Annotated in this window: 25 protein-coding genes, 1 tRNA gene and 1 pseudogene; 14 read left to right on the forward strand and 13 right to left on the reverse strand. The window is 61.4% G+C overall.

Annotated elements, in window-relative coordinates; genetic code table 11:
- Window positions 1–312: pseudogene (locus A3736_RS17615) on the forward strand (topology modulation protein); the annotation flags it as partial.
- Between the two features lie 14 nt (window positions 313–326).
- Window positions 327–896, forward strand: a complete 570-nt coding sequence (pth, locus tag A3736_RS09440) for an aminoacyl-tRNA hydrolase (RefSeq protein WP_067682194.1) — start codon at window positions 327–329, stop codon at window positions 894–896.
- Here the strand turns inward: pth and A3736_RS09445 are convergent.
- Window positions 893–1,120 (reverse strand): hypothetical protein, encoded by a 228-nt coding sequence (locus tag A3736_RS09445; protein ID WP_156502060.1) that lies wholly within the window; start codon window positions 1,118–1,120, stop codon window positions 893–895. The two genes, pth and A3736_RS09445, sit on opposite strands and share 4 nt — an antisense overlap.
- A 77-nt stretch (window positions 1,121–1,197) precedes the next feature.
- Here A3736_RS09445 and A3736_RS09450 point away from each other — a divergent pair, with 77 nt between their 5' ends.
- Both A3736_RS09450 and A3736_RS09455 read left to right on the forward strand, forming a co-directional pair.
- Entirely contained in the window at window positions 1,198–2,196 is a 999-nt protein-coding gene (locus tag A3736_RS09450; protein ID WP_067682201.1) for an SDR family oxidoreductase, read from the forward strand.
- A gap of 45 nt (window positions 2,197–2,241) precedes the next feature.
- Window positions 2,242–2,703: a MaoC family dehydratase gene (locus A3736_RS09455; RefSeq protein WP_067682204.1), complete on the forward strand. Its 462-nt coding sequence runs from the start codon at window positions 2,242–2,244 to the stop codon at window positions 2,701–2,703.
- Between the two features lie 4 nt (window positions 2,704–2,707).
- Here the strand turns inward: A3736_RS09455 and A3736_RS09460 are convergent, their stop codons facing one another.
- Complete coding sequence (locus tag A3736_RS09460) at window positions 2,708–3,202, reverse strand: hypothetical protein (protein WP_067682206.1); 495 nt, start codon at window positions 3,200–3,202, stop codon at window positions 2,708–2,710.
- A 589-nt stretch (window positions 3,203–3,791) separates the two neighbouring features.
- On the opposite strand from A3736_RS09460, the gene A3736_RS09465 reads away from it, so the two are divergent.
- A complete protein-coding gene (locus A3736_RS09465; protein WP_067682209.1) occupies window positions 3,792–4,226 on the forward strand; it encodes a hypothetical protein in 435 nt (144 codons plus the stop codon).
- Between the two features lie 92 nt (window positions 4,227–4,318).
- On the opposite strand, the gene mutL is transcribed toward A3736_RS09465, so the two are convergent.
- Window positions 4,319–6,148, reverse strand: coding sequence for a DNA mismatch repair endonuclease MutL (gene mutL, locus A3736_RS09470; protein WP_067682212.1), 1,830 nt, complete (start codon window positions 6,146–6,148; stop codon window positions 4,319–4,321).
- 196 nt (window positions 6,149–6,344) lie between these two features.
- Between mutL and A3736_RS09475 the strand changes: the two genes are divergently transcribed.
- From A3736_RS09475 to A3736_RS09500, 6 genes are all read left to right on the forward strand, one after another.
- Window positions 6,345–7,388, forward strand: coding sequence for a rod shape-determining protein (locus A3736_RS09475; protein WP_067682215.1), 1,044 nt, complete (start codon window positions 6,345–6,347; stop codon window positions 7,386–7,388).
- A gap of 34 nt (window positions 7,389–7,422) precedes the next feature.
- On the forward strand, window positions 7,423–8,313 hold the full coding sequence (gene mreC, locus A3736_RS09480; protein ID WP_067682218.1) for a rod shape-determining protein MreC: 891 nt from the start codon (window positions 7,423–7,425) through the stop codon (window positions 8,311–8,313).
- 8 nt (window positions 8,314–8,321) lie between these two features.
- Window positions 8,322–8,867, forward strand: coding sequence for a rod shape-determining protein MreD (gene mreD / locus A3736_RS09485; RefSeq protein WP_369815442.1), 546 nt, complete (start codon window positions 8,322–8,324; stop codon window positions 8,865–8,867).
- Between the two features lie 8 nt (window positions 8,868–8,875).
- Window positions 8,876–11,017, forward strand: a complete 2,142-nt coding sequence (gene mrdA / locus A3736_RS09490) for a penicillin-binding protein 2 (protein ID WP_067682224.1) — start codon at window positions 8,876–8,878, stop codon at window positions 11,015–11,017.
- Window positions 11,014–12,129, forward strand: coding sequence for a rod shape-determining protein RodA (gene rodA, locus A3736_RS09495; protein ID WP_067682227.1), 1,116 nt, complete (start codon window positions 11,014–11,016; stop codon window positions 12,127–12,129). Before mrdA ends, rodA begins: the two co-directional genes overlap by 4 nt.
- Window positions 12,130–12,249: 120 nt before the next feature.
- Window positions 12,250–12,325 (forward strand) — tRNA-Lys (locus A3736_RS09500).
- 57 nt (window positions 12,326–12,382) lie between these two features.
- On the opposite strand, the gene A3736_RS09505 is transcribed toward A3736_RS09500, so the two are convergent.
- From A3736_RS09505 to A3736_RS09535, 8 genes are all read right to left on the reverse strand, one after another.
- Entirely contained in the window at window positions 12,383–13,450 is a 1,068-nt protein-coding gene (locus A3736_RS09505) for a tyrosine-type recombinase/integrase (protein WP_067682230.1), read from the reverse strand.
- Window positions 13,451–13,836: 386 nt separating this feature from the next.
- Complete coding sequence (locus tag A3736_RS09510) at window positions 13,837–15,372, reverse strand: hypothetical protein (protein WP_067682233.1); 1,536 nt, start codon at window positions 15,370–15,372, stop codon at window positions 13,837–13,839.
- An 87-nt stretch (window positions 15,373–15,459) separates the two neighbouring features.
- Window positions 15,460–15,675 carry a hypothetical protein gene (locus tag A3736_RS09515; RefSeq protein WP_067682240.1) on the reverse strand — a complete coding sequence of 72 codons (216 nt, stop codon included), beginning with the start codon at window positions 15,673–15,675 and terminating at the stop codon, window positions 15,460–15,462.
- Window positions 15,672–16,136 carry a hypothetical protein gene (locus A3736_RS09520; protein ID WP_067682243.1) on the reverse strand — a complete coding sequence of 155 codons (465 nt, stop codon included), beginning with the start codon at window positions 16,134–16,136 and terminating at the stop codon, window positions 15,672–15,674. The genes A3736_RS09515 and A3736_RS09520 overlap by 4 nt, the downstream gene beginning before the upstream one ends.
- Window positions 16,118–16,294 (reverse strand): hypothetical protein, encoded by a 177-nt coding sequence (locus tag A3736_RS17105; protein WP_156502062.1) that lies wholly within the window; start codon window positions 16,292–16,294, stop codon window positions 16,118–16,120. Before A3736_RS17105 ends, A3736_RS09520 begins: the two co-directional genes overlap by 19 nt.
- 181 nt (window positions 16,295–16,475) lie before the next feature.
- Window positions 16,476–17,255 (reverse strand): sulfite exporter TauE/SafE family protein, encoded by a 780-nt coding sequence (locus A3736_RS09525; protein WP_067682246.1) that lies wholly within the window; start codon window positions 17,253–17,255, stop codon window positions 16,476–16,478.
- Between the two features lie 7 nt (window positions 17,256–17,262).
- Window positions 17,263–17,781, reverse strand: coding sequence for a rhodanese family protein (locus tag A3736_RS09530; protein WP_067682249.1), 519 nt, complete (start codon window positions 17,779–17,781; stop codon window positions 17,263–17,265).
- A 4-nt stretch (window positions 17,782–17,785) separates the two neighbouring features.
- The gene (locus tag A3736_RS09535) at window positions 17,786–18,097 is read right to left on the reverse strand and encodes a helix-turn-helix transcriptional regulator (RefSeq protein WP_067682254.1); all 312 of its coding nucleotides are present in this window, start codon (window positions 18,095–18,097) and stop codon (window positions 17,786–17,788) included.
- 71 nt (window positions 18,098–18,168) lie between these two features.
- Here A3736_RS09535 and A3736_RS09540 point away from each other — a divergent pair, with 71 nt between their 5' ends.
- Window positions 18,169–19,047, forward strand: a complete 879-nt coding sequence (locus A3736_RS09540) for an MBL fold metallo-hydrolase (protein WP_067682257.1) — start codon at window positions 18,169–18,171, stop codon at window positions 19,045–19,047.
- 134 nt (window positions 19,048–19,181) lie between these two features.
- Here A3736_RS09540 and A3736_RS09545 read toward each other — a convergent pair whose 3' ends face one another.
- Window positions 19,182–19,892 carry an IclR family transcriptional regulator gene (locus A3736_RS09545; protein WP_082851418.1) on the reverse strand — a complete coding sequence of 237 codons (711 nt, stop codon included), beginning with the start codon at window positions 19,890–19,892 and terminating at the stop codon, window positions 19,182–19,184.
- Between the two features lie 122 nt (window positions 19,893–20,014).
- Here A3736_RS09545 and A3736_RS16730 point away from each other — a divergent pair, with 122 nt between their 5' ends.
- Both A3736_RS16730 and A3736_RS09555 read left to right on the forward strand, forming a co-directional pair.
- Window positions 20,015–20,848 (forward strand): antibiotic biosynthesis monooxygenase, encoded by an 834-nt coding sequence (locus A3736_RS16730; protein WP_197465573.1) that lies wholly within the window; start codon window positions 20,015–20,017, stop codon window positions 20,846–20,848.
- Between the two features lie 19 nt (window positions 20,849–20,867).
- A complete protein-coding gene (locus tag A3736_RS09555; RefSeq protein ID WP_067682263.1) occupies window positions 20,868–21,227 on the forward strand; it encodes an EthD domain-containing protein in 360 nt (119 codons plus the stop codon).
- Window positions 21,228–21,356: 129 nt separating this feature from the next.
- Here A3736_RS09555 and A3736_RS09560 read toward each other — a convergent pair whose 3' ends face one another.
- Window positions 21,357–22,280 carry a CPBP family intramembrane glutamic endopeptidase gene (locus tag A3736_RS09560; protein WP_067682266.1) on the reverse strand — a complete coding sequence of 308 codons (924 nt, stop codon included), beginning with the start codon at window positions 22,278–22,280 and terminating at the stop codon, window positions 21,357–21,359.
- Window positions 22,281–22,295: the final 15 nt, after the last annotated feature.

Consider the following 22,295-nt stretch of genomic DNA (forward strand, 5'->3'; position numbering starts at 1 on the left):
ATCGACGGAAATTTCGGCAGCAGCCTGGACCGGAGGCTGGCGCGGGCCGACACGGCCATCCTGCTCGACTATCCGACGCTGGTCTGCCTGAGCCGCCTGTTTCGCCGCATCGCCACGCTGCACGGCACCGTGCGGCCCGATGCCCCGCCCGGCTGTCCAGAGCGGTTCGATCCGGCCTTTTTCCACTATGTCGCGCGCTTTCGCCGTCGCAAGACCCCTGCCATAAAACGCCGCCTCGCCGCCTTTGCCGGCACAGTCCACCGGTTCGAACAACCGCGTGTCGCGCAGGACTTTCTCGACGCGCTCGCTTGATGTAGCAGCCCTGCATGCAAATCTGGACCGGCCTCGGCAATCCCGGACCGCAATATGCGATGCACCGGCACAATATCGGCTTCATGGCCTGCGACGTGATCGCGGAAATGCACGGGTTCGGCCCGGCGCAGAAGAAGTTCTCCGGCTGGGTGCAAGAGGGTCGCATCGGCACTGCAAAGGTGCTGCTCCTGAAACCGGCGACGTTTATGAACGAGAGCGGTCGCGCCGTCGGCGAAGCGTTGCGCTTTTACAAGTTGGACACCGATGCGCTGACCGTGTTCCATGACGAGCTCGACCTCGCGCCCTTCAAGGTCAAGGTCCGCACCGGCGGCGGGCTGGCGGGCCACAACGGCCTTCGCAGCATCGACAAGCATCTCGGCCCCGATTTCCGGCGTGTCCGGATCGGGATCGGCCATCCGGGTCACAAGGACCGGGTGACCGGGCACGTCCTCGGAAATTACGCCAAGGCCGAGCAGGACGATCTGGTCCAGATGCTCGCCGCGATCGGCAGCGAAGCGGATCGGCTGGCGGCGGGCGAGGACGTTCGCTTCATGAGCGACGTCGCAATGCGGATGCAGGGCTAGCCCGCGCGCCGGGTCCATCCGAACGCCTGCATGCATCCGGTGAAGAAAGCGGGCCGGGCGCTTTCTTCCGCGATCCGAGCGGCCTGCGCCTCGCAGGTCTGTTCCGCCTGATGGAAGGGCTTGCGCGCCCCACCCGCCCACTCATCCTCATTCGTGGTTTCGCACCCTGAAAGAGCCAGCACCACACCGAGCAAGGCGGTCGAAAGAAGAACGGTTCGCATCATCGCCGCCATGCTTTCGCCCCATCGCGCTGACATGCAAGCGATAATCCGATAGATTCCCGCGCGAAGGAGACCCGACCATGACCGCCCTCACCCGCCGTACTCTGCTTGCCGGAGCAGCCGCTACCACCGCCCTCGCCGCCACGTCTTCACGCGCGCAGTCCGACGCGGTGCAGATTCCTGCCGAGCTATCGGGCAAGTCGATCCTGATCACCGGCTGCTCCTCCGGCTTCGGGCGGCTGGGCGCGGAACATTACGCCCGCCTCGGCGCGAGGGTATTCGCCACCATGCGCAACCTGCCGCGTCCCGAAGCAGAGGAATTGATAAAGCTCGCGCGCGAAGAAAATCTCGACCTGCAGGTGATCGAGATCGACGTTCTATCGGACGATCAAGTCGCCGCGGGCGTCGCCGAGGCGGAGCGGATCAATGGCGGTCCGATCGACGTGCTGATCAACAATGCCGGAATCGGCATTTCCGGCCCGGTCGAGGTTCAGGACATGGCGGCGACCATGCTCGCCTTCGATACCAATGTCTTCGGCTGCCACCGCATGGCCCGCGCCGTGCTGCCGGGAATGCGCGCGAAGGGTGCGGGGCAGATCTTCCAGATTTCCAGCCAATTAGGCCGCGTGATCGTGCCCCATGGCGGCCATTACAGCGCCACCAAATTCGCGCTGGAAGCGATGGGCCAGCAGCTCGCCTACGAACTCGTGCCTCACAATATCGATGTCACCATCATCGAACCCGGCGGCTATCCGACCGAGGTCTGGGTCAACCGCAACATCTATACCGGCGCCCTGAAGAACCGCGCCGAGGACATCCACACGAGCGGCTATCCCGAAGTGGTCGCGAATATGGGGACCGAGGACGGTTCGGGCCGAAGCGCCGACCCGATGGATGTGCCGCGCGCGATCGCGGGCACCATGGCCTTGGCGCCGGGCACCCGGCCCTTGAGAGTGCCGGTCAGCGGCGGCGCCATTCCCCAGACGGCAATCAATGAGGTGACCGCGCGCACCCAGCTCGAATGGCTCGGACGCTCCGAACGGCTCGGCCCGGTGATGCGCGCGATACACCTACGTTAAGTTTGGATATTGCCCCGGCCCGCATTCCGGGGCATTTCCCGAACCATGCTGTATTACGAAGAAATCGAAGTGGGCACCCGGCAGAGCTTCGGCCGCTACGAGGTCGAGGCCGATGCGGTGCGCGACTTCGCCGAGAAGTTCGACCCCCAGCCCTTCCACCTCAGCGACGAGGCGGCGGCGAAGACGCATTTCGGGCGCATATCCGCCAGCGGATGGCATACCTGCGCCATGACCATGCGGATGCTGGTCGAAAACATGTCCGTGGTCGAACAGGCAGGTCTCGGCTCGCCCGGGATCGATCAGCTGCGCTGGGTGAAACCGGTCTATCCGGGCGACGTGCTGCGCTGCGAGACGGAAGTGATCGAGAAGCGCCGCAGCAAGTCACGCCCCGATATGGGCCTTTTCAAGAGCCGGGTGAGCACTTTCAATCAGGACGATGTCCTGGTGCTCGAAATGGTCAGCAATGGCCTTATCCGGGTGCGCGATCCCGATACACCAGTGGAGTGACGGCTCAACTGCCGCAGCGCGCCACACCTTCCCGCTGATAGACGATCCGGTCCCGCCCGTCGCGCAAGGTCAGCGCGGCATCGTAAAGCGTGGTCTCGCCCCCGATCGGTTCGCCATCCCCGCGCATCGTTATTTCGAGCCCGAATGCGGTTCCATCGTAATGGGCACGCGTACCGAAGGGCATTTCGGCGCTGCCCATGTCGGGGGCCAGGCGCTGGATTTCGTTATCCTGCTTCACGTAAGCCGCCTCCACCATCGTCACCGCCATCGCCGCATCGGCCTCGCGCGCCAGGGCGAAGCTGCACCCGATCCCGATCAGATCGTTCGCCTCGATATCGGAATAGGCGATCGGCTCCAGCGTCACAGGAATGGGCGGCGGCACGTTCGCCGCGCGGATCTCCGCCGAAGCCGCCGCATCGCTGGCCGCTTTCTCCTCCGGACTCTGTTCCGCCCCGCAGGCTGCAACGGCCAGAGCCAGCAAGAGAATCGGTGCGCGCATGATTGTCTCCCGAGCGATTATTCCGAGTCTGCCATCGAAGTAAGCAGCGATCGGTGGTCCGAATGCAGAGACCATTTTGAATCGACCGGAGCAAGGAAGAAAGCTCGTAAGGAAAGAAAGGTGAGCCGGGGCGAATGTCGGCTTACCGGCTAGCCGAGCTGAGAACTGTACGTCCGATTTGGGGTGGAAAGCGGACAATTAGTCCAAGCCGTTTGGAAGCTTGGTGGCACACCAGGGGCAGTGCGAAATCGTGATGACGGATGCCCCACCATCATGGATGATGAGTCCGTAACTATCCCGCGTTTTCGAGTGATGGATGAGGCAGTCCGGGCACTCAAATCGGTCCGAATGCTCGTCGCATATGTTCTCGACATTGGTGCGCATCATTTCACAGCAGTGTTTTGTCATGAAGTCCGGTCTCACAGCCGCGCTATGGCTACAATGGGGTCGTAAGCAGTTAGACCGCTTTTATAGCATTGCGAACAATAGCCGCCTGTCTGCTTCTAACATCGCAGCAGAGCTTCCGAATGGCCGGTTTGGGGTGGGAAGCGGACATTGCCGCTACCCAATCCTCTGATATGACAGAGCGATGGCTCCAAAATACCTACAACTTGAACAGGGCCAACAGCCCCCTTCGCTCGAAGCGAAGTCCTATCGGCTGGTTATTGTTGCAGAGGAAGAAGTGCCAGATGAATGGCGCAACCGAGTTGCCAACTGGATTTGGTCTATCGGAGCGCGCTACGTCATCGCTTGGGGTTGCTCGTGCGAAGAATGGCACGACAGTGTGGATTGGGCCAATTTAGAAGCGTTCGATTTCGGTAAGGTGCCGGATAAAGACCACATCATGACAACATGGCACGCCAAGGAGCCACTTTCAGAAGCCTTCTGGTTCGCCGGTTTCTGTGCAGACCATCCCGACCTCGAATTGAGCGAAACAATCATCCTCCACATCTCGGCTGTCAGTCGTCGGGAAGAGATGCTGGCACAGTATTTTGACAGCCAACTGGACCAATCAGCCAAGTGAATTGGAGTGTCCGCAATGGGGTCGTTTGCCGACCGTCCGCTTTTGACTAGAAAACTCTGCAAGTCGCAATTCGACGAAGAAAGTTCAGCGCCTCACTTCCTCCCGAACAGCTTCTCCACATCCTCCATCGACAGCTTGACCCAGGTGGGCCGCCCGTGATTGCACTGGCCCGAGCGCGGGGTGCGTTCCATTTCGCGCAGGAGGGCGTTCATCTCGTCGACACGCATGACGCGGCCCGCGCGGACCGATCCGTGGCAGGCCATGTTGGCGAGGACGAGGTCGATCTTTTCGCCGAGCAGCAGCGCTTCGCCGTGTTTGACCAGATCGTCGTCGATATCGCGCAGCAGCTTTTCGGGATCGCCCTGCTTCAGCGAATGGGGGACCGCGCGCACCAGCATGGCCGAGGGGCCGAAGCGTTCGATCACGAGGCCGTAGCGCGCAAGACCGTCGGCGGCATCTTCGAGCCGGTCGCAGGCGGTCTCGTCCAGTTCGACCACGTCGGGCATCAACAGCGCCTGGCTGCGCGAAACGGCGTCTTCCGCGCCCGCCGCGCGCAGACGCTCCAGCACCAGGCGCTCGTGCGCGGCGTGCTGATCGACGAGGACCAGCCCATCCTTCGCCTCGGCGACGATGTAGGTATTGGCCACCTGGCCGCGCGCCACGCCCAGCGGAAAGTCGCGGTCTTTCTCCGCGATCGGCGCTGCTTCCTCAGCGCGCCCATACGGCGCCGCGATGGTATCGTTCTCTACCCCGCGCCACGGTGCACCCGCCTCCGCCACCGAACGGGAGGGCGCGGACCAGTCGCGGCCGCCGAAGATCGATGCAAGCGCAGGCGACGGTTCGTCGCGCATTGCCTCCCCCTGTCCCGGCTCGCTCGTCCAGCGCGCCATCGCGCCGCGATCGGGCGTCTGCGCGCTGCGCCGATCCTCGCTCGCCAAGGCCTGCCGCAGGCCCGACACGATGAAGCCGCGAACCGCGTTCGCGTCGCGGAACCGCACTTCGGTTTTGGCCGGGTGGACGTTCACATCGACATCTTCCGGCGGCAGGTCGAAGAACAGGGCCAGCACTGCGTGCCGATCGCGCGCAAGCATGTCGGCATAGGCCCCGCGCACCGCGCCGGTCAGCAGCCGGTCCTTCACCGGGCGCCCATTGACGAACAGATATTGATGATCAGCGATACCGCGATTGTAGGTCGGCAGGCCCGCTATCCCGGACAGGCGGATCGGCCCCGCCTCGCCCGGCCGCTCCAGCTCGATGGCGACGCCATTGTCCTTGAGTTCACGGGCGACGACCTGCGCCACGCGATCGGCAATCGCCTCGTCCGGCTGGAGTGCCAGGATGCGCCGTTCTCCGTGTTCCAGCGTGAAGCCGATATCGGGCCGCGCCATGGCGAGACGGCGCACGACGTCGAGGCAGGCGGCATATTCGCTGCGCGGCGTCCGCAGGAATTTGCGCCGCGCGGGCACTTTGGCGAAGACCTGTTCGACCCGCACGCGCGTACCCGGCGGCAGCGCAGCGGGCTCGTCCGCCACGATGGCGCCGTGATCGACCACCTTGCGCCAGGCCTGCTCCGAGGCGCGCGGGCGGCTTTCCAACGTGAAGCGCGACACGCTGGCGATCGACGGCAGCGCCTCGCCCCGGAAGCCTAGAGTGGCAACTTGTTCGATAGCTTCGTCGGGCAATTTCGAGGTCGCGTGGCGTTCGAGCGCCAGCGCCATCTCGTCGGGTGTCATGCCGCACCCGTCATCGGTCACTTCCAGCGAGCCAAGCCCGCCTTCGACCAGCTTGATCGCGATCCGCGTCGCGCCCGCATCGATGGCGTTCTCGACCAGCTCCTTAAGCGCCGCTGCGGGGCGTTCCACAACCTCGCCCGCAGCGATGCGATTGACGAGCGTTTCGGGGAGGCGGCGTATGATCGGCATGGCGAGCCGCGCAAGCTAGCGACGAAGCGCCGCGATTTCGAGGCCGGGCGCGCAGATTTCCCCGGCAGGAGCCCGTGAATGTTTTGGCATTTTCGCCACACCTTCGCTAAGGCCACCGCTCCGCTGTCACAATCGGGTCGGAACTCTCGTAGAATCGAGGCGTAAGGCCCTTATCCACTTATGGAATCGGGTTAGAATGAGCTTCTGGAACAATCTCTTCAAGTTCGGCTCGCAGAACATGGCGATCGATCTCGGCACCGCCAACACGCTGGTTTATGTTCAGGATCAGGGCATCGTTCTCAACGAACCGTCGGTCGTCGCGATCGAAACGCTGAACGGCGTCAAGCGCGTGAAGGCGGTGGGTGACGATGCGAAGATGATGATGGGCAAGACCCCGGACAGCATCGAAGCGATCCGTCCCTTGCGCGACGGCGTCATCGCCGACATCGAAATCGCCGAAGAGATGATCAAGCACTTCATCCGCAAGGTGCATGGCCGCAAGAGCCTGATGCGCTATCCCGAAATCACGATCTGCGTTCCGTCGGGCTCGACCAGCGTCGAACGCCGCGCGATCCGCGACGCCGCATCGAACGCAGGCGCAAGCCAGGTCTTCCTGATTCTCGAACCCATGGCCGCCGCGATTGGCGCGGACATGCCGGTGACCGAGCCCGTCGGATCGATGGTCGTCGATATCGGCGGCGGCACGACCGAAGTCGCGGTGCTCAGCCTGCGCGGTCTCGCCTACACCACTTCGGTGCGAACCGGGGGCGACAAGATGGACGAAGCGATCGTCAGCTATGTCCGCCGCCACCACAATCTCCTGATCGGCGATGCTACGGCGGAACGGATCAAGAAGGATTACGGCATCGCCGTGGCGCCGGAAGACGGCATCGGCGAAGCGATCACCATCAAGGGGCGCGACCTCGTCAACGGCGTGCCCAAGGAAATCACGATCAATCAGGGCCATATCGCAGAAGCCCTGTCGGAACCGATCGGGGCCATCGTTGAAGGCGTCCGTATCGCGCTGGAAAACACCGCGCCCGAACTCGCCGCCGATATCGTCGATCAGGGTATCGTCCTGACCGGCGGTGGCGCGCTCATCCAGGGTCTCGACGAATATCTGCGCGAAGAGACCGGCCTTCCCGTCACCATTGCAGAAGATCCGCTCTCCTGCGTGGCGCTGGGCACAGGCCGTGCGATGGAAGACGAAATCTATCGCGGCGTTTTGATGACGGCTTAGGCCGCGCTTGAAGTAGTAGGGGAGCACGGCCGCGATGGCGCCGACCGGGCAACGGCGTTCGAGCTATTCGCGAAGGGCGCAATACGGCCTCTTCACGGGCTATATCGCTGCCGGCGCTGGCGCGCTGGTGGGTGCGATCCTGCTCGGCCTGTCGCTTTGGCAGCCGCAATTCCTTTCCGGCCTGCGGGGCGAGGCGAACGACGCGGTGGCGCCCGCCACCCGCACGGTCGCCACCGGGCGAACGGAAAGCAAAAGCTTCTACCAGGCCGTGCGCGGCTATCTGCGCGCCGGATCGCAGAATGCGCAATTGAAGCGCGAGGTGGAAATCGCGCGCATTCGCCTGAAGGAAGCGCAGGCGGTCGAGCAGGAGAACCGCAGGCTGAAATCGCTGCTGTCCCTGCAGAACACCGACACGAAGCCGGTCGCCACCGCCCGGCTGATCGGCGCCACATCCGCCAGCACGCGGCGCTTCGCCTATCTCGGCGCGGGTGCCGAGGATGGGGTGCGCGTGGGTATGCCGGTGCGGTCCCCGCGCGGGGTGGTCGGCCGCATCCTCGAGGTCGGCGATCGCAGCTCGCGCGTTCTTCTCCTCACCGACAGCGAAAGCGTGCTGCCGGTGCGCCGCGCGCAAGACGAAGTCGTGGCCTTCGCCGAAGGACGCGGCGACGGCCTGATCCGTATCCGGCTGATCAATCTCGGCATCAATCCGATCGAGAAGGGTGACCTCTTCGTCACCAGCGGCGCGGGCGGGTATTATCAGCCCGGCATCGCCGTCGCCATCGCGACCGAAATCACCGACGACGGCGCACTCGCCCGCATCGTGACCGATCCCGCGGCCGCCGATTTCGTGTCGGTCCTGCCGATATTCGAGCCTGCCGCGCTGCGCGGATCGCGGACGCCGATCGAACGCGAACTGGGCGAATAATGGAGCGGATGAACCCCCGCTCCCGCAGCGATGCCTATGGCAGCCGCATCAATCGCTCGCATTCGACCGTCCTGGCAAATGGCGTACCGTATCTCTCGATCATGCTGGCTTCGGTCCTGCCGCTGATCGTGATCGCCAGCGCGCTGCCGATCGTGCCGCCGCTGGGATTTCTCATGCTCATCGGCTGGCGCCTCGTACGGCCAGGCCTGCTGCCGGTATGGGCGGGCTTCCCGCTTGGCCTGTTCGACGATCTGTTCAGCGGCCAGCCTCTCGGCAGCGCCGCCCTGCTCTGGTCGCTCGCCATGATCGCAGTCGAAGTGATCGAAACGCGCTTCCCCTGGCGCAGCTTCGCGCAGGATTGGTTCACCGCCGGTTTAATCCTGCCCGTGTATCTGTTGGCGGCCATGCTGTTTTCCGGCGGCGAACCCTCTCTTCCCATGTTGATTGCGCTTGTGCCCCAAATCGTTCTTTCGATCCTCCTTTTTCCCCTGGTCGCGCTGTTCGTGGCCTTCCTCGATCGCAAGCGCCTGACGCGCTGGCGCAAGCTGGGCTGAGCGGCGGTATGAAACTCGGATCGCGCAAGGGACAGCCCACCACCGCTTCGATGCTGGACAATGCGTTCAAGCGACGCAGCTTCCTGGTCGCCGGGGCGATGGGCGGGATTGGCACGCTGCTCGCCGCACGCATGGGCTATATCGCGATTGCGGAGAACGAGCGGTACGAGCTCGAAAGCGAGAGCAACCGCGTCAATCTGTCGCTGATCCCGCCGCGCCGCGGGTGGATCCTCGATCGCAACGGTGCGCCCCTCGCCTCCAACCGCGCGGATTTCCGGGTCGATGTCATCCCCGACCAGCTGGTGGATGCCTCCGGTACGCTGAGCGCGCTGGGCCGCATCCTGCGCCTCGACGAAGCGGCCATGGCCGACGTGACGAAGCGCGTGGAGGACGCCGCCGGATTCCAGCCCGTCGAGATCGCGAGCGGCCTCGATTACGAGGATTTCGCCGCCGTCAGCGTGCGCCTGCCCGACCTGCCCGGCGTCGTCCCCCAGCGGGGCTTTTCCCGACACTATCCGACCGGCCCGGCTGTCGGCCATCTGATCGGCTATGTCGGCCCCGCCAATGCCGAGGAATACGAGGAAGAGGGCAATCCCCTCCTGATCACGCCCGGCTTCAAGATCGGCAAGGACGCGCTGGAGCGTCAGTTCGAGCAGGATCTGCGCGGTGTGCCGGGCGCGCGACGGGTCGAAGTGACCGCGTCCGGCCGCATCGTGCAGGAATTGGAAACGCGCGAAGATATTCAGGGCGATCCCATCCGCCTCACCATCGATGGGCCGTTGCAGGATTATGCCGCGCGCCGCATCGGGCTTGAAAGCGGATCGTGCGTCGTCATGGATTGCGAGAACGGCGACATCCTGTGCATGTCCTCCATGCCGAGCTTCGATCCCAACAGCTTTTCGCAAGGGATCGGGCGCGTGGAATACGCCATGCTGCGCGACGACGATCGCGTTCCGCTGCGCAACAAGGTGCTGAAAGGCCTCTATCCGCCCGGGTCCACCGTCAAGCCGATGCATTGCATGGCCTTCCTGAAGGCCGGAATCGATCCCAACCGCACCATCACCTGCGGGGGCGGCGTTCGGATCGGCAATCGCTTCTTCAATTGCTGGGGCAATCACGGCCAGGTCGACATGGCCAAGGGCATCTACCAATCCTGCGACAGCTATTTCTATCGCATGGCGCTGGAAGTCGGCTTCGACAAGGTGGCCGATTTTGCCAAGTCGATCGGCATGGGCAAGCAGTTCGATCTGCCTGTCATCAGCCAGTTCTACGGTACCGTGCCTTCGCCTTCATGGCTGGAAGAAAAATACGATCGAGAATGGCAGGCCTACGACACGGCCAATGCCTCGATCGGACAGGGCTATTACCTTGCAAATCCGCTCCAGCTCGCCGTGATGACGGCGCGTCTCGCGACCGGTCGCCACCTCAATCCGCGCCTCACCCGCTCGAACAAGAGCACCGGAGCCGACCAGATCGATTTCCCCGAAGATCACGTCGCCTATGTCCGCCAGGCGATGAGCGACGTCGTCAACGGCCCCGGCACCGCCGGGCGCGGGCGCTTGCCGTTCGACGACATTTTGATGGCGGGCAAGACCGGCACGGCGCAGGTGGTTTCGCTCAGCAAGTCGGACGGTAAATCCGGCCCGTGGAAATATCGCGACCACGGCCTGTTCGTATTCTTCGCCCCCTTCGACAAACCGAAATATGCGGGCGCAGTCGTGATCGAGCATGGCGGCGGGTCCGGCGCAGCCTATCCGATCGCGCGCGACGTGATGACCTTCATGTTCGATCCGCAGAAGGGGATGGACGCTCTGCGCGCTCTGGAAGAACAATGGGGCGGTACCGCGCAGGAGCGGCTGACCCGCAAATACATCGCCTATGCCACCGCCGCCGGCGAAGCCGTGCCGCCCGCGCCGAGCCGCGATGAAGAGATTTTCGACCTCGTCGAAGCCGAAGCACGCGTCGCCGCGCGCCAGAGCGAAGAGATCGCGAATACGCCGATCACGCCGCGTGACGAGGCGAATCCCAGCAGCAACACGCCTCCTCCCGATTCGGTCGCCGCGCCTGGCACGCCTGCCGCTCCGCAGCCCGCGGCGAGCGATGCGCCCACGCCCGCTCCTGCCACAGCCGGTACGCCGCGCCCGCAATGAGCGTGATACCCACACCCGTCGCACGCCAGCCCTGGATGATGCTGTTCCCGCTCTTCATCCTGATCGGGTTCGGCGGGCTGGTGCTTTATTCCGCCGCGGGTGGCTCGCTCGACCCCTATGCCGGATCGCACCTGCTGCGCTTTGGCGTGTTTCTGGTGATGGCGATCGTGCTGTCGCTGTTCCCGCCCGACATCGTCAAGCTGGCCGCCTATCCGGTCTATGTGCTGGTTCTGATCCTGCTGGTCGTCGTCGAGGCGATCGGGTTCGTCGGCGGGGGAAGCCAGAGGTGGCTCAATCTCGGCTTCATGCAGTTGCAGCCGTCCGAACTGATGAAACCCGCGCTCGTGCTGGTGCTGGCGCGCTTCTACGGCGATCTTCCAGTCGGAATGATCGGGACCTGGCGCGCTCTCGTACCGGCCGGGATCCTCATTGGGCTCCCGATCATGCTCGTCCTCGCCCAGCCCGATCTCGGCACCTCGCTTGCCATCGCCTTCGGAGGGGGCGTGGTGATGTTCCTGGCCGGATTGCCATTGCGCTGGTTCCTGATGGCCGGGGCCGCCGCAGCCGTGATCGCCCCGCTCGCCTTTTTCTTCGGGCTCCAGCCCTATCAGCAACGCCGCGTCTTCACCTTCCTCGATCCCGAGAACGATCCTCTGGGTGATGGCTATCACATCACCCAGTCCAAGATCGCGATCGGATCGGGCGGTTTCAGCGGCAAGGGCTTCAACGAAGGCACGCAGAGCCACCTCCACTATCTGCCCGAGCCCCACACCGATTTTATCTTCGCTACCATGGCCGAGGAATGGGGCTTCATCGGCGGCGTCGTGGTAATCGGCTGCTTCGCGCTGATCCTGTATTGGGCGCTGTCGGTCGCACGCAATTCCAACGACCGGTTCGCCAAGCTTCTGGCGGCAGGCATGGGGGCGACGATCTTCTTCTACGTCGCGATCAACCTGATGATGGTGATGGGCCTTGCGCCCGTCGTCGGCATTCCCCTGCCCTTCATGAGCCATGGCGGATCCTCCATGCTGACGAACATGATCTGCATCGGTACGCTGATGATGGTCTATCGCTGGAACCGGCAGCAGGGCCGCAAGGGAATGCTGGGCTGAATGCGGCGCTGCGAATGCGAACTTTTTCGCAAAACCGGCGCGCAGCCCCTTTTCATCGGAGAAATCCCGGCTATATGAGCGCCTCCCCGACTCGGGGATCGCAGCCGGATGGTCTGCAGTGGACGCATAGCTCAGTTGGTAGAGCAGCTGACTCTTAATCAGCGGGTCCTAGGTTCGAGCCCTAGTGCGTCCACCATTGTTTTTCCTAGAAAATATCCATTCTCCGGTTGGAGCAAATCCGCCGGTTGGGAGCTCAGTTGGGAGATTCCACCCTCTTCTCCAGCTTCTTGATGGCACTTTCAGCGAGCTGCGAATCGCGGCTCAGATAGTGGGCATCCAGGATGGCGTTCACGTCCTTGAGCGAATGGCCAGTGACTGTGGCGATCTCTGGCGACGTGCACCCTGCCAATGCGAGCCTGGTGACCGCAGTGCCTCTAAGGTCATGGAAAGTTACATCAGCGACGCCAGCCTTAGCGCATGCTTTGCTCCATGACGTTCTGAAACCATCCTCAGTCCAAGCCTTTCCCTTTTGTGTTGTTAGGACTGTCGATGAGCTCAAATCCGAAGCGTTACTAATGTGGCTGCTCACCGTCGATTTCAAAGCATCCAGTGAACGCCGAAGTGGGGCGCCAACGGGGATGACTACGCGCCTGTTTGTTTTCTTCTGCCTGAGGCGAATGCGCCTCCCATCATAGCCTGCCCATGTTAGGGCGAGTAAATCCCCTTGCCGCTGCCCGGTCCAAAGCGCCAGCATGAGGGCCAGATGAAGGTGCTTAGGAGCTCGCTCGTAAAAAGCGGCTTCGTCTTGGGTTGTCCAGACGCTATCCACGCGTTCTGAGTGATAAAGACGGCCCGGATTCTTGCATGGGTTCGCCGGGGCAACCCCGCGATCGACGGCCCAAGAGAGAATACGCGCTAGGACGCTGAAACGGTAGTCTGCCTGACGAGGATTTTTCAGACCAATCTTATCGCGCCACTCAAGAAACTCTCCTCGGGCTTGGTCATCGCTCAGCGCAGCAATCGGAAAATCTCCAAAGTCATCTTCAATGGCGCGAATGTGACGGCTGTAATCCCTCCGTGTTTTATCAGCTAGTCCGAGAAAAATCGGAGACGCAAGATATTTATTCAACACGCTCTGAAGAAGTCCATCGGGTTTGACACGGCGGTTTTCTAAAGCCAAATTATAACTGTCGATAAATTCGGGCGATCCCGGAGTCCCTTTCAGTCTCGGTCCTCCCTTCCAGGCGTAATAGTATACGACCTGTGATCCATTGGCTAATCGCTTTTTGACGCGGTTAATACCTTTAAGACGAACGCGCATTTTTCTTCTCCTTCCATTGATCAAAAGGAGAAATTTCTGCCACAGTATTTTAACTGGTTATGAGGCTGACCGAGCCATTCGAGCTAATTTCCACTCGTTGTATCTCAAGCCCGCAAGCTTGAACTGCGCGAATAGCGCGTGCAAGGTTGGCTTGACGAATTGTCGAGCTGGTTATTGTCATTTCAGCTTCGGCCGAATTCAGGAAAACAAGAAAAAGCAGGATCGTCGTCGATCACTCGGCCAAATGATCGTCGAACTGCTTTTCGTTTGTCAAAAGGACGCTGTCTCATTCTGACGGCGCTAGACGGTGTCCAAGGAATGCAGGCGCCACCTACCCCCTTGCGGCATTCGCTCTTCCCGAAATTGCTTACGAGGTAGGGAGCTAATTAGAGAGCCAGCCGGTGTTCCGGGATGACGTCCAGCAGATAAAATGTGCGCTTAGGATCTCCGAACTCGCTCTCGTGGTCGGTCATGGCGCGTTGGCCTCTCTCGGCTACGAAAGCTTTCGCAATTTGGATCGGATTCCGGCCTGCAGCTGGCTCACGGTCCGGGTAATCATAACCCTCGTCCTTGAAATCCTTATCTTGCAAGATGTCACGCCGCAGCATGAACAGCATATCCTTTGCCGCGGTAAACCAGTTTGCGCCCAATTCTTCTGCATCGAAAGGAGACATTGCGGTATCCTTCCTCAGCCTTCGAGGATGCCCTCCATCGCCCTCATCAAGAAGATTCAAGATTTCCCGTTCGCTTTTGAGATATCGAAGAATTGAAACGGAAACCGCTTGGGTCATCGAGAGGCCAGAGAACCATAAGGCATTGAAACTACTCGGGAGGCCGTTTTCGCTAACCGAGCTGTCGAGCGTTTGACGCCAAATTTCGTGTCCCGGGATTGGCGTTATTCGAATGTATTCCATCAATCTGTCGAGTGGACCGATCGAGTTTGCCAGATTGATGCGGTAGAATTTCGCTGCAGCTTCAATCTGTCGATACAGCGGAAGCATGGTTTCTGGCATTTCGTCGATCGTTGCCAAAGGCTTACCCCCCGTATGCTCTAGCGAAGTTGCGTAGTTGGCGACGATCTTTTTGAGGATGATAAAAAGCCGACGGGCCTGGTTAGCGATGTTCTCCGGCTTCAATTGGGTCATGCTCGTGCTGGCTAACGCTTCCAGAGGGTTTTGCTCTGCTTTCGCGGACCGCGCTGCGATTAACTGCACGTCGTGCGCGCACCAAAGAAGACCGTGCTCAGCGATCAGAAACCGCCTATCCTCCGCTGCCAATTCTGATCCCGCTTCGGCGTTTTGTAGAATTTGCATCGCACTCCGATGCCGACCGGAAATGATCGCCAATCGCGCCAAATTGGATGCATGCTTGTGAAGATGGGAAGAACCTACCTTCGGATCAGTTCCGAAGCGTTTTCGAACTTCGTGTCTTTTGACGCTGGTGGACGGCCAGCCAGAAACAACGAAATTGATGTAGTCGTCTGATTCCTGAGCGGAGATCATCCACCGGCAGTGAGCCACAATCTCTGTCTCTCCCGTCGGAAGAAGTTCATCCGGAAGAATGCATTCTTTCTCCCCAAGGAGGCCGATAGGGAGCTTGCGTAGCGAGGTTATCGATTGATCAAAGAGCGAAGAACAGTGGCTCGACGTATTCTGCGATCCGTGGTTGAATTTATCGACGAGGTTAACGATGGTTTGCGAAACATCCGTCGGTATCTTCAGACCTGAGCTGAGAAGACTATGATCGATCGCCAAAGAAACAGCGTTCTTTCGCGATTTTTTTGAGCTCGCTTTTTTTGTGGCCTTCTCTTTGTCCGATCGAGGTTTGACAGGATGCTTTTTGTCCGCTGTCGCCGCCCGGTTGTGATAGTGCCCTTCCCGCGCCAGGTCGGCCTTGGTCCTGCGAATTTCTTTCTTCGGCATCTGGTCGGTGGTCCTTTGATGTTCCAGCTCGGCTTCGGATTTCGCCGTTGCAGGGTAAACATAGAATCTAGCAATCGCGTCCGCGGCCTACAAAGATCCTAATTTTTTCTGGATTTGATCTGAGATTTGTTCCGCGAGTTCGGCGAGATCACTCGCAATCTCGTTCATGGTGCTCAACTCCTGTTCGCCTGTTTTCCCATGAGCCAACGCATTTTCGACCGCTTTGACTGCTTGCTCGAATTCGCTTTCTTTAAGATGGAGCATCGCCATCGCTTCTGCGAAGTTGTCGGGTCTTGCGATCATGAGAGCTCGAGCGGTAACGGAGCGGGGCGATTTAAGTATCGTGGATTGCCGCCTCTCGCATACAGCCAGTCGAAAGCGTTTCCCTTCTTCGCGAAATTCGGGTTTGCGACACCCTCCAGCCTGCAGATCTGCGCGATCAGATAAAGCTGTTTGGACGAAACGGGATCGCGCCTCCAAAGCTGTTTCTCGCCCGTCTTTCCAGATGCGATGAAGGATGTGACCTCGGCCTCATACAGGGTGCGCACGCGTATCCATGATAGATACCGGCCCCACTCCGCGCATCTTTCAGCGCGTCTATCGTCATCGAAAATTTGCTCGATAAGTCGCGCCAAGTCCTGCGATGCGCTTCTCTGTCGGGCTTCAATAGCCCATTTCAGCAGATGATCGGGATGGGCCATAAGACCATAAAGCGCGTAGTAATCAATGTTTTCGAAACCGATTGTCAGAAGTAGACCGCCCAATTCGTAGCGCTTCTCGTCACGCGCACGGCGTTTCCGGCCGCCGCTGCCTGCCGCTTCAGTTCAGCCAGGTTTTCACTGGCGGGGGTCAGCACCGATCTTCCTAGCGCCTCAATTTTAGCCAGTTTTTCAATAAGATCAGGAAATAGGGCGTAATCCATTCTATGCGCATTGCACACGCAGAGCCGCAATGGCTGTCACCTACCCCCCGTGACTTCTCACCTTTCGAGATTTGCCGATATAAGAATTCTATTTTTCTTGTCGGTGGCTGACATTGGGCCGAGAGCAGACAATCGGGTTTTAACTGTCAAAGCGCGAAGAACTGCCGCCGGGATTTCTCGTTCAGATCGCACCGACCGCAACATAGGCCCCGATCGCGATGACGAGCATGGCGAATCCCCGCTCTAGCAACCCTCCGCACGCGCCAAGCTTCTTGCCGATGACGATGCCCGATACCGTGCCGAAGATACCTCCGGCGATCAGCAAGCCGGTGATCGGCCAGTCGACCAGGCCGGAAATTGCGTAGGACCCGGCAGTCGTCAGCCCTAGCGCGGTAACAACCATCAACGAGCTGCCTACGGCGTATCGAAGCGGCATGGCGGCGGCGAGCATCAGTCCCGGCACGATAAGAAAACCGCCGCCGATCCCGAAGAACCCGGCCGCAAGTCCCGTAGCGAGGCCGATCGGGATCAGGCGAGGCAGCAGGGCTCCTGCACTTTCGCGGGTCAGGCGGACATTGGGCGCCAATGCCGTGCGGCGCTTGCGAAGCATGGAGATGCCGACACCGATCATCAGCAGTCCGAACAGCGCCAAGAGGCGCTGGCCGTCGAACGCCTTGCCGAGTTCCGCGCCGATCGCGGCGCCGACGACTCCCGCCAGTGCGAATACGCTCGCGCAGCGCCATTTCACATTTCCGGCACGGGCGTGTCCGACCAAGCTGACGAGGGCATTGGCGCTGACCGCGACCGCCGCCGTCCCGATTGCCGCGTGAGTCGATCCGATCCCGACCACATAAACCAGCAGGGGCACTGCCAGAATGGACCCGCCACCGCCCACCAGCCCGAGAATGAGGCCGATGGCGCCGCCGGATATCAGCGTGGCGAAGATGGTGGCGAGGTCCATGGCCGGGTCAGACGTTCGCGCGCCGGTTCCAGGGAAGCGCGCGCAGCATCTCGGCCATCCCGCACCATCCGGTCGCGCCGGCCACGACAAGTCCCGCGCCGACGAAGGCGGACAGCCCGAATAGGGCGGGCGACCACAGGAAACCGAGCAGAACGCTGATCAGGACAAGCGCTCCTGCCGCGATCTGCACCTGGCGCATGATCTCGATCGGTTGCCCTCTGTCGAGCACGGTCGGCTGCCCCGCCACGCGCCAGGCATCGATCCCGCCTGTCAGGATGTAAGCGGGGGCATCTCCCGTCGCGGCTGCGAGGCGCTCGGCATTCGCTTCGGTCCGCATCCCCGAACGGCAGTGAAAGATGACCGGTGAGGGGCCGTTGGCGAGCTCGTCGATCCGATCGAGCGGGACGTTCGTGGCGCCCGGAATGTGTTCGCGCGCGTATTCGTCTGTCCCGCGAATATCGATCAGGCGTGCACCTGTCGCAATCGCGGCACGGGCTTCGGACGGGTCGAGAGGAAGGCAGGTCATCGCATCAATCCTTGCAGTAGAGTTGATAGAGAGTGGCGAGGAGCGTCTCGACCCTTGCATCGGCAATCGAATACCAGAGCGTCTGACTTTCGCGCCTGTAGGCGACGAGCCCCTCGTCCCGCATCCGCGCAAGGTGCTGCGAACAGGCCGATTGGGACAGTCCGACATCGCGTGCCAGATCGCCGACGGTCACCTCTCCATGTTCGACCATCTTGCACAGCAGCATCAGCCTGCGCGCATTGCCAAGCGCCTTCAGCGTATCGGCCACCCCGCTGGCTTTCGCTTCGAAGGTTTCGAGATCCATCGGTTCGAGCATCGCTTCACTCCTTTAGCTCTTGCTAATATAGCAAGGCGCTCTATATTAGCAAGAGCTAATGGAGTCAGATTATGAGCCGACCTGTCATCGAGGCATTCTTCGACGAACCGACTAACACGATCAGCTACCTCGTCGGCGATCCCGCCACCCGTATCGCTGCCGTGATCGACCCGGTGCTCGACTTCGATCTCGCGAGCGGCGACGCCGACACGCGCAGTGCGGAGCGGATCCTCGCATTCGCGAAGGACCGGGCGTGGGAGATCGCGATGGTGCTGGAAACGCATGCCCATGCGGATCACCTGTCGGCCGCGCCCTTCATCAAGGCGCAGACCGGTGCCTCGATCGGGATCGGCGCCCATATTCGCGACGTGCAAAAGATTTTCCGCCCGGTCTTCGCGATGGACGATCTCGCGGTCGACGGGTCGGATTTCGATCGCCTGTTCGAAGACGAAGAACGCTTCCGCATCGGCGAGCTGGAAGTCGGGGTCATGCATGTCCCCGGCCATACGCCGGCGGATGTCGCTTATCTCATTGGCGATGCCGCCTTCGTCGGCGACACCCTCTTCATGCCCGATTACGGCACCGCGCGCGCCGATTTTCCCGGCGGTGACGCACGAACGCTCTATCGTTCGATCCGGCGCCTGCTGGAACTACCCGACGACACACGCCTCTTCCTGTGCCACGATTACAAGGCCCCGGGACGCGACGAGTATCGCTGGGAAACCACTGTCGACGAACAGAAGCGCACCAGCGTTCACATCCACGAAGGTATGAGCGAGGACGAATTCGTCGCCATGCGCGAAAAGCGCGATGCAGGCCTGTCGGTCCCCAAACTTCTCCTGCCATCGATCCAGGTCAATATCCGTGCCGGACGCTTCGAGGAGGCGGAGGCCAACGGCGTCAGCTATCTGCGCATCCCGGTGAAATGGAACTCCGGCAATCCGGCGTGATCGGAGTGCACAGGGTCGGCTTCTGGGCCGGCAAGAGACTGTCCGGTAATGGCGCTGCGAAGCACTGAAGCGGACGTTCGGATCATGCAGGCTGGATTTCGATGCCGACATCGAGTTTGCGCAAGTTGATCTGCTCATTCCGCAGGAAGCGACGACACCGCAATATCCGCCATTGCATTAGCAATCCTGACTAGCCGGTCTTGTGGTAGCCGCTGCTTCGCACCGTTCAGACATAATCCGGCAACCGGCTCGCCGCGCACGCGCAGGGGGATCGCGACGCAGTTGAGGCCTGATTGGTATTGCCCCTGCTCAATGGCGAAGCCGCGTTGGCGCACCGCTTGAAGCTCTTCGCTCAAATCCGCTGCCTCGTCCGTCGCGGCCAATGATCGCGCGACGCCGGGCATGAACGCAGCGAGCACGAGGCCGATCGCCGAGCCGGACAGCGGCTCGCGGCAGCTCAAGCGGCTGTAAGTGGCGGGATTGTTCGGTAATTCGATCCCGTCGAGATAATAGAGTTCGTCGCCGCTTGGCACAATCAGATAGGTCGATTCATTAAAACGCTGGGCCGTCTCCTCAATCAGCGGCCTAAAGCGCCGCCTTAGTGCATCGTCGTCGCCCGCGATCCGGGCGAGATTGAGAATGCGGCCACCAAGTCGGTATTCCGATCCTGTTGCGGGACGACGGACGTAACCCAGCGCGACCAGCGTCGCGAGGATGTTGTGCGCGGTGGACGACTGCACCCCGGCGGCTCTGGCGATTGCGCCAAGCGGGGCGGCTCCCTGTTCCCGTGCGAGAAATTCCAGCATCCGCATCGCGCGCTCGACCGACTGGATCGGCTTGCTCATTCCGCTCTCCATTCAACCATGCTGAACTTATGCGTTTTGTGTTCGTCGATGGCCAGAACAACGGAACACCTGCGCGCCAAACTCCATTGCCAGTGCAGATGAACAGCAAAGGAAACCAGCCAATGCCCCAAATCCTCATGGCGCAATGCACGGCCTTGCCGGGCCGCGAAGATGCGCTCGCTCGCCACATCGCGGAACTTGCCGCAGCTGTTCGCCAAGAAGCGGAAAATGAAGGGTTCGAAGTGTTCCAGAGGCCCGAAGTCGAGCGCGGCTGGACTGTGATCGAGCGCTACCGAAACCGCGATGCTTTCGAGACGCATCTGGAGCAGTCGCACACCAAGGCGTTCAACGAAGCCTTGGAAAGCCTGGTCGAAGGTGGCGCGTCCGACGTGACTGAGCTTGCACCGGCCTGTCAGGCGGACGACGCCGCACCCGGCATTCGCGGCATCGATCACGTCGGCGTGACCGTGCCCGATATGGATGCGGCATCGGACTTTCTCACCCGCGCTTTCGGCGCACGCACGCTCTACGATGTTCTACCCGCCGATGCGGACCCGATGGCGGGTGACGAGGTGGAGCATCAGCTCGGCATTCCCGAAGGCGCGCGGATCGAGCATATGCGGCTGATGCGTATCGGCGCGTCCGCGAATATCGAGATGTTCCGCATCGCCAATACCGATCAGGCCGATGCTGCGGGACTGGTCGATTTCGGGTTGCAGCACATTGCCATTTACGTCGAAAACATGAAGGCCGCTGCCGACCGACTAGTGCGGGCGGGCGGAACCCTTCTTTCGGACCCGCATCCGTTAGCCAGCGTTGAAGCGGGCGAGCGCAATTCCGGCGTCTATGCCCGTGCGCCATGGGGTATGCTGATCGAGCTGATCTCTACTCCGGACGGGATAGACTACCCCGCCGATTGCCCGATGCCGCGCTGGAAACCCCAACACAACAGCTGACTTTCAAGGAGACCGGCTAATGATCAAGATGACCATGTTCCTGAAGCGCAAGGCTGGTATGAGCCACGACGACTTCGTGAAGCACCATATCGAGGTGCACGGCCCCCAATTCCGCTCCATCCCGGAGGCCCAGACCCATTGCCTGCGCTATATCCAAACCCATCCCGTGGAGCTGAAAACCGATGTGGCGCAAAATGCCGATTTCGATGGGACCGCAGAGCTGTGGTTCGATAGCGAGGCCGGGATGGAAGAGGTTCTGACGTCCGAGACTTACAACAACGTCGTCTTCCCAGACGAGAAGACTTTTCTCGATCACGACAACACCCTAATCCTCATCGGCGAACAGGTCGAGATCATCGGCGATTTTCGCGAGGGATGATCGTCGAACGGAAGGCATAGGCTCAATTTGGGCCATGTGCGAGCCGTCCGGTTTCATTAATCTTGGGCGGAAGGTCGTCGTTCAGCTGCGTGCCGATGTGCCGGCCTTCCGCGTTTTCTATTAGGTATTTTAAGCGTTTTCGCTTTTGAGAACGATGTCAGCGATGCAGCGATGCTGAGGGATTCCTCGCATCAGGTGGAGGACCAAGACTGCAAGCCAGATCGCCAGGGTGAAATGCAACAAGTTGGCCTTGGCCGACCAGCCCCCGTCCCACAGCTGCGCGCTGAAGGCGATGGCGCCAAGGGCGTTGATCACGCCATGCATCCACACCGCCGCGAGCGTGCTCCGCCGCGCCAGCAGCCAGACCCGGGTCATCAGCAGCGACAGGCCCATAACCGTCACCGTATAGGAGGGCAGGTAGAAACTGAAACCGAGGCCGCCGCGCCATTCGGGCAGGATCGCCATGATCGGCAAATGCCAGAGCGACCAGATCAGCCCGAGCAGGAGCGAGGCCGGCACTTCACCAAGCCGGTCGAGCAGGCGCGGGAGCAGATAGCCGCGCCAGCCGCCTTCCTCGCCCAGCGGACCCGCGCCCAGCACGGCGGTGACCACGCCGTTGAAGATCACCGCCGGGAACAGGGTGAGATAGGACAGCACAGGCGGCACGCCGTCCATCGGCACCGGCGTGTAGCCGAGCGCCGCGGTCAGGCCGAGCACCGCGAGCGGCAGCGGCAGGGCGATGGCCGCGACTCCCGCCCAGCCTATGCGCCAGCGCAGGAAGCCGGCCGCCCATTCGCCCAGCCGCCCCTCGCGCGCGCTCAGCACCGCTCCCGCCAGGCCCGGGCCGAAGGAGCCGACATAGACCGCGATCAGCATCGGCGTGGCGGTGAGCGAATCCGGCCGTCCGGTCGCCGACCAGACGCCCAGCCAGACAAGCCAGCTGAAGCCGAAAGCGAGCGCGAGAAAGGTCGCGACACGGGCCGCCCAGGCGGCAAGAACGAAAAGGCGTCGGAGTTTTACCAGTCGTTCGGTTTCATTCCCTTTCCGTTGCACCCCGGACGCTTGTTC

It is taken from the genome of Erythrobacter sp. HI0063 (genome assembly GCF_001635685.1).
Classification (GTDB): domain Bacteria; phylum Pseudomonadota; class Alphaproteobacteria; order Sphingomonadales; family Sphingomonadaceae; genus Qipengyuania.

Coding starts and splice junctions, on each gene's coding strand:
- A3736_RS09525 (WP_067682246.1), bottom strand. CDS start 17,255: ATGGACCTCGCCACCATCTTCGCCACGCTGATATCCGGCGGCGCCATC.
- rodA (WP_067682227.1), top strand. CDS start 11,014: ATGAGCGTGATACCCACACCCGTCGCACGCCAGCCCTGGATGATGCTG.
- A3736_RS09460 (WP_067682206.1), bottom strand. CDS start 3,202: ATGCGCGCACCGATTCTCTTGCTGGCTCTGGCCGTTGCAGCCTGCGGG.
- A3736_RS09450 (WP_067682201.1), top strand. CDS start 1,198: ATGACCGCCCTCACCCGCCGTACTCTGCTTGCCGGAGCAGCCGCTACC.
- A3736_RS09510 (WP_067682233.1), bottom strand. CDS start 15,372: ATGCCGAAGAAAGAAATTCGCAGGACCAAGGCCGACCTGGCGCGGGAA.
- A3736_RS16730 (WP_197465573.1), top strand. CDS start 20,015: ATGCCCCAAATCCTCATGGCGCAATGCACGGCCTTGCCGGGCCGCGAA.
- A3736_RS09455 (WP_067682204.1), top strand. CDS start 2,242: ATGCTGTATTACGAAGAAATCGAAGTGGGCACCCGGCAGAGCTTCGGC.
- mreD (WP_369815442.1), top strand. CDS start 8,322: ATGAACCCCCGCTCCCGCAGCGATGCCTATGGCAGCCGCATCAATCGC.
- mreC (WP_067682218.1), top strand. CDS start 7,423: ATGGCGCCGACCGGGCAACGGCGTTCGAGCTATTCGCGAAGGGCGCAA.
- A3736_RS09515 (WP_067682240.1), bottom strand. CDS start 15,675: ATGATCGCAAGACCCGACAACTTCGCAGAAGCGATGGCGATGCTCCAT.
- A3736_RS09445 (WP_156502060.1), bottom strand. CDS start 1,120: ATGATGCGAACCGTTCTTCTTTCGACCGCCTTGCTCGGTGTGGTGCTG.
- A3736_RS09530 (WP_067682249.1), bottom strand. CDS start 17,781: ATGACCTGCCTTCCTCTCGACCCGTCCGAAGCCCGTGCCGCGATTGCG.
- A3736_RS09535 (WP_067682254.1), bottom strand. CDS start 18,097: ATGCTCGAACCGATGGATCTCGAAACCTTCGAAGCGAAAGCCAGCGGG.
- A3736_RS09555 (WP_067682263.1), top strand. CDS start 20,868: ATGATCAAGATGACCATGTTCCTGAAGCGCAAGGCTGGTATGAGCCAC.
- mrdA (WP_067682224.1), top strand. CDS start 8,876: ATGAAACTCGGATCGCGCAAGGGACAGCCCACCACCGCTTCGATGCTG.
- mutL (WP_067682212.1), bottom strand. CDS start 6,148: ATGCCGATCATACGCCGCCTCCCCGAAACGCTCGTCAATCGCATCGCT.
- A3736_RS09540 (WP_067682257.1), top strand. CDS start 18,169: ATGAGCCGACCTGTCATCGAGGCATTCTTCGACGAACCGACTAACACG.
- A3736_RS09465 (WP_067682209.1), top strand. CDS start 3,792: ATGGCTCCAAAATACCTACAACTTGAACAGGGCCAACAGCCCCCTTCG.
- A3736_RS09545 (WP_082851418.1), bottom strand. CDS start 19,892: ATGAGCAAGCCGATCCAGTCGGTCGAGCGCGCGATGCGGATGCTGGAA.
- A3736_RS17105 (WP_156502062.1), bottom strand. CDS start 16,294: ATGGATTACGCCCTATTTCCTGATCTTATTGAAAAACTGGCTAAAATT.
- A3736_RS09475 (WP_067682215.1), top strand. CDS start 6,345: ATGAGCTTCTGGAACAATCTCTTCAAGTTCGGCTCGCAGAACATGGCG.
- A3736_RS09505 (WP_067682230.1), bottom strand. CDS start 13,450: ATGCGCGTTCGTCTTAAAGGTATTAACCGCGTCAAAAAGCGATTAGCC.
- pth (WP_067682194.1), top strand. CDS start 327: ATGCAAATCTGGACCGGCCTCGGCAATCCCGGACCGCAATATGCGATG.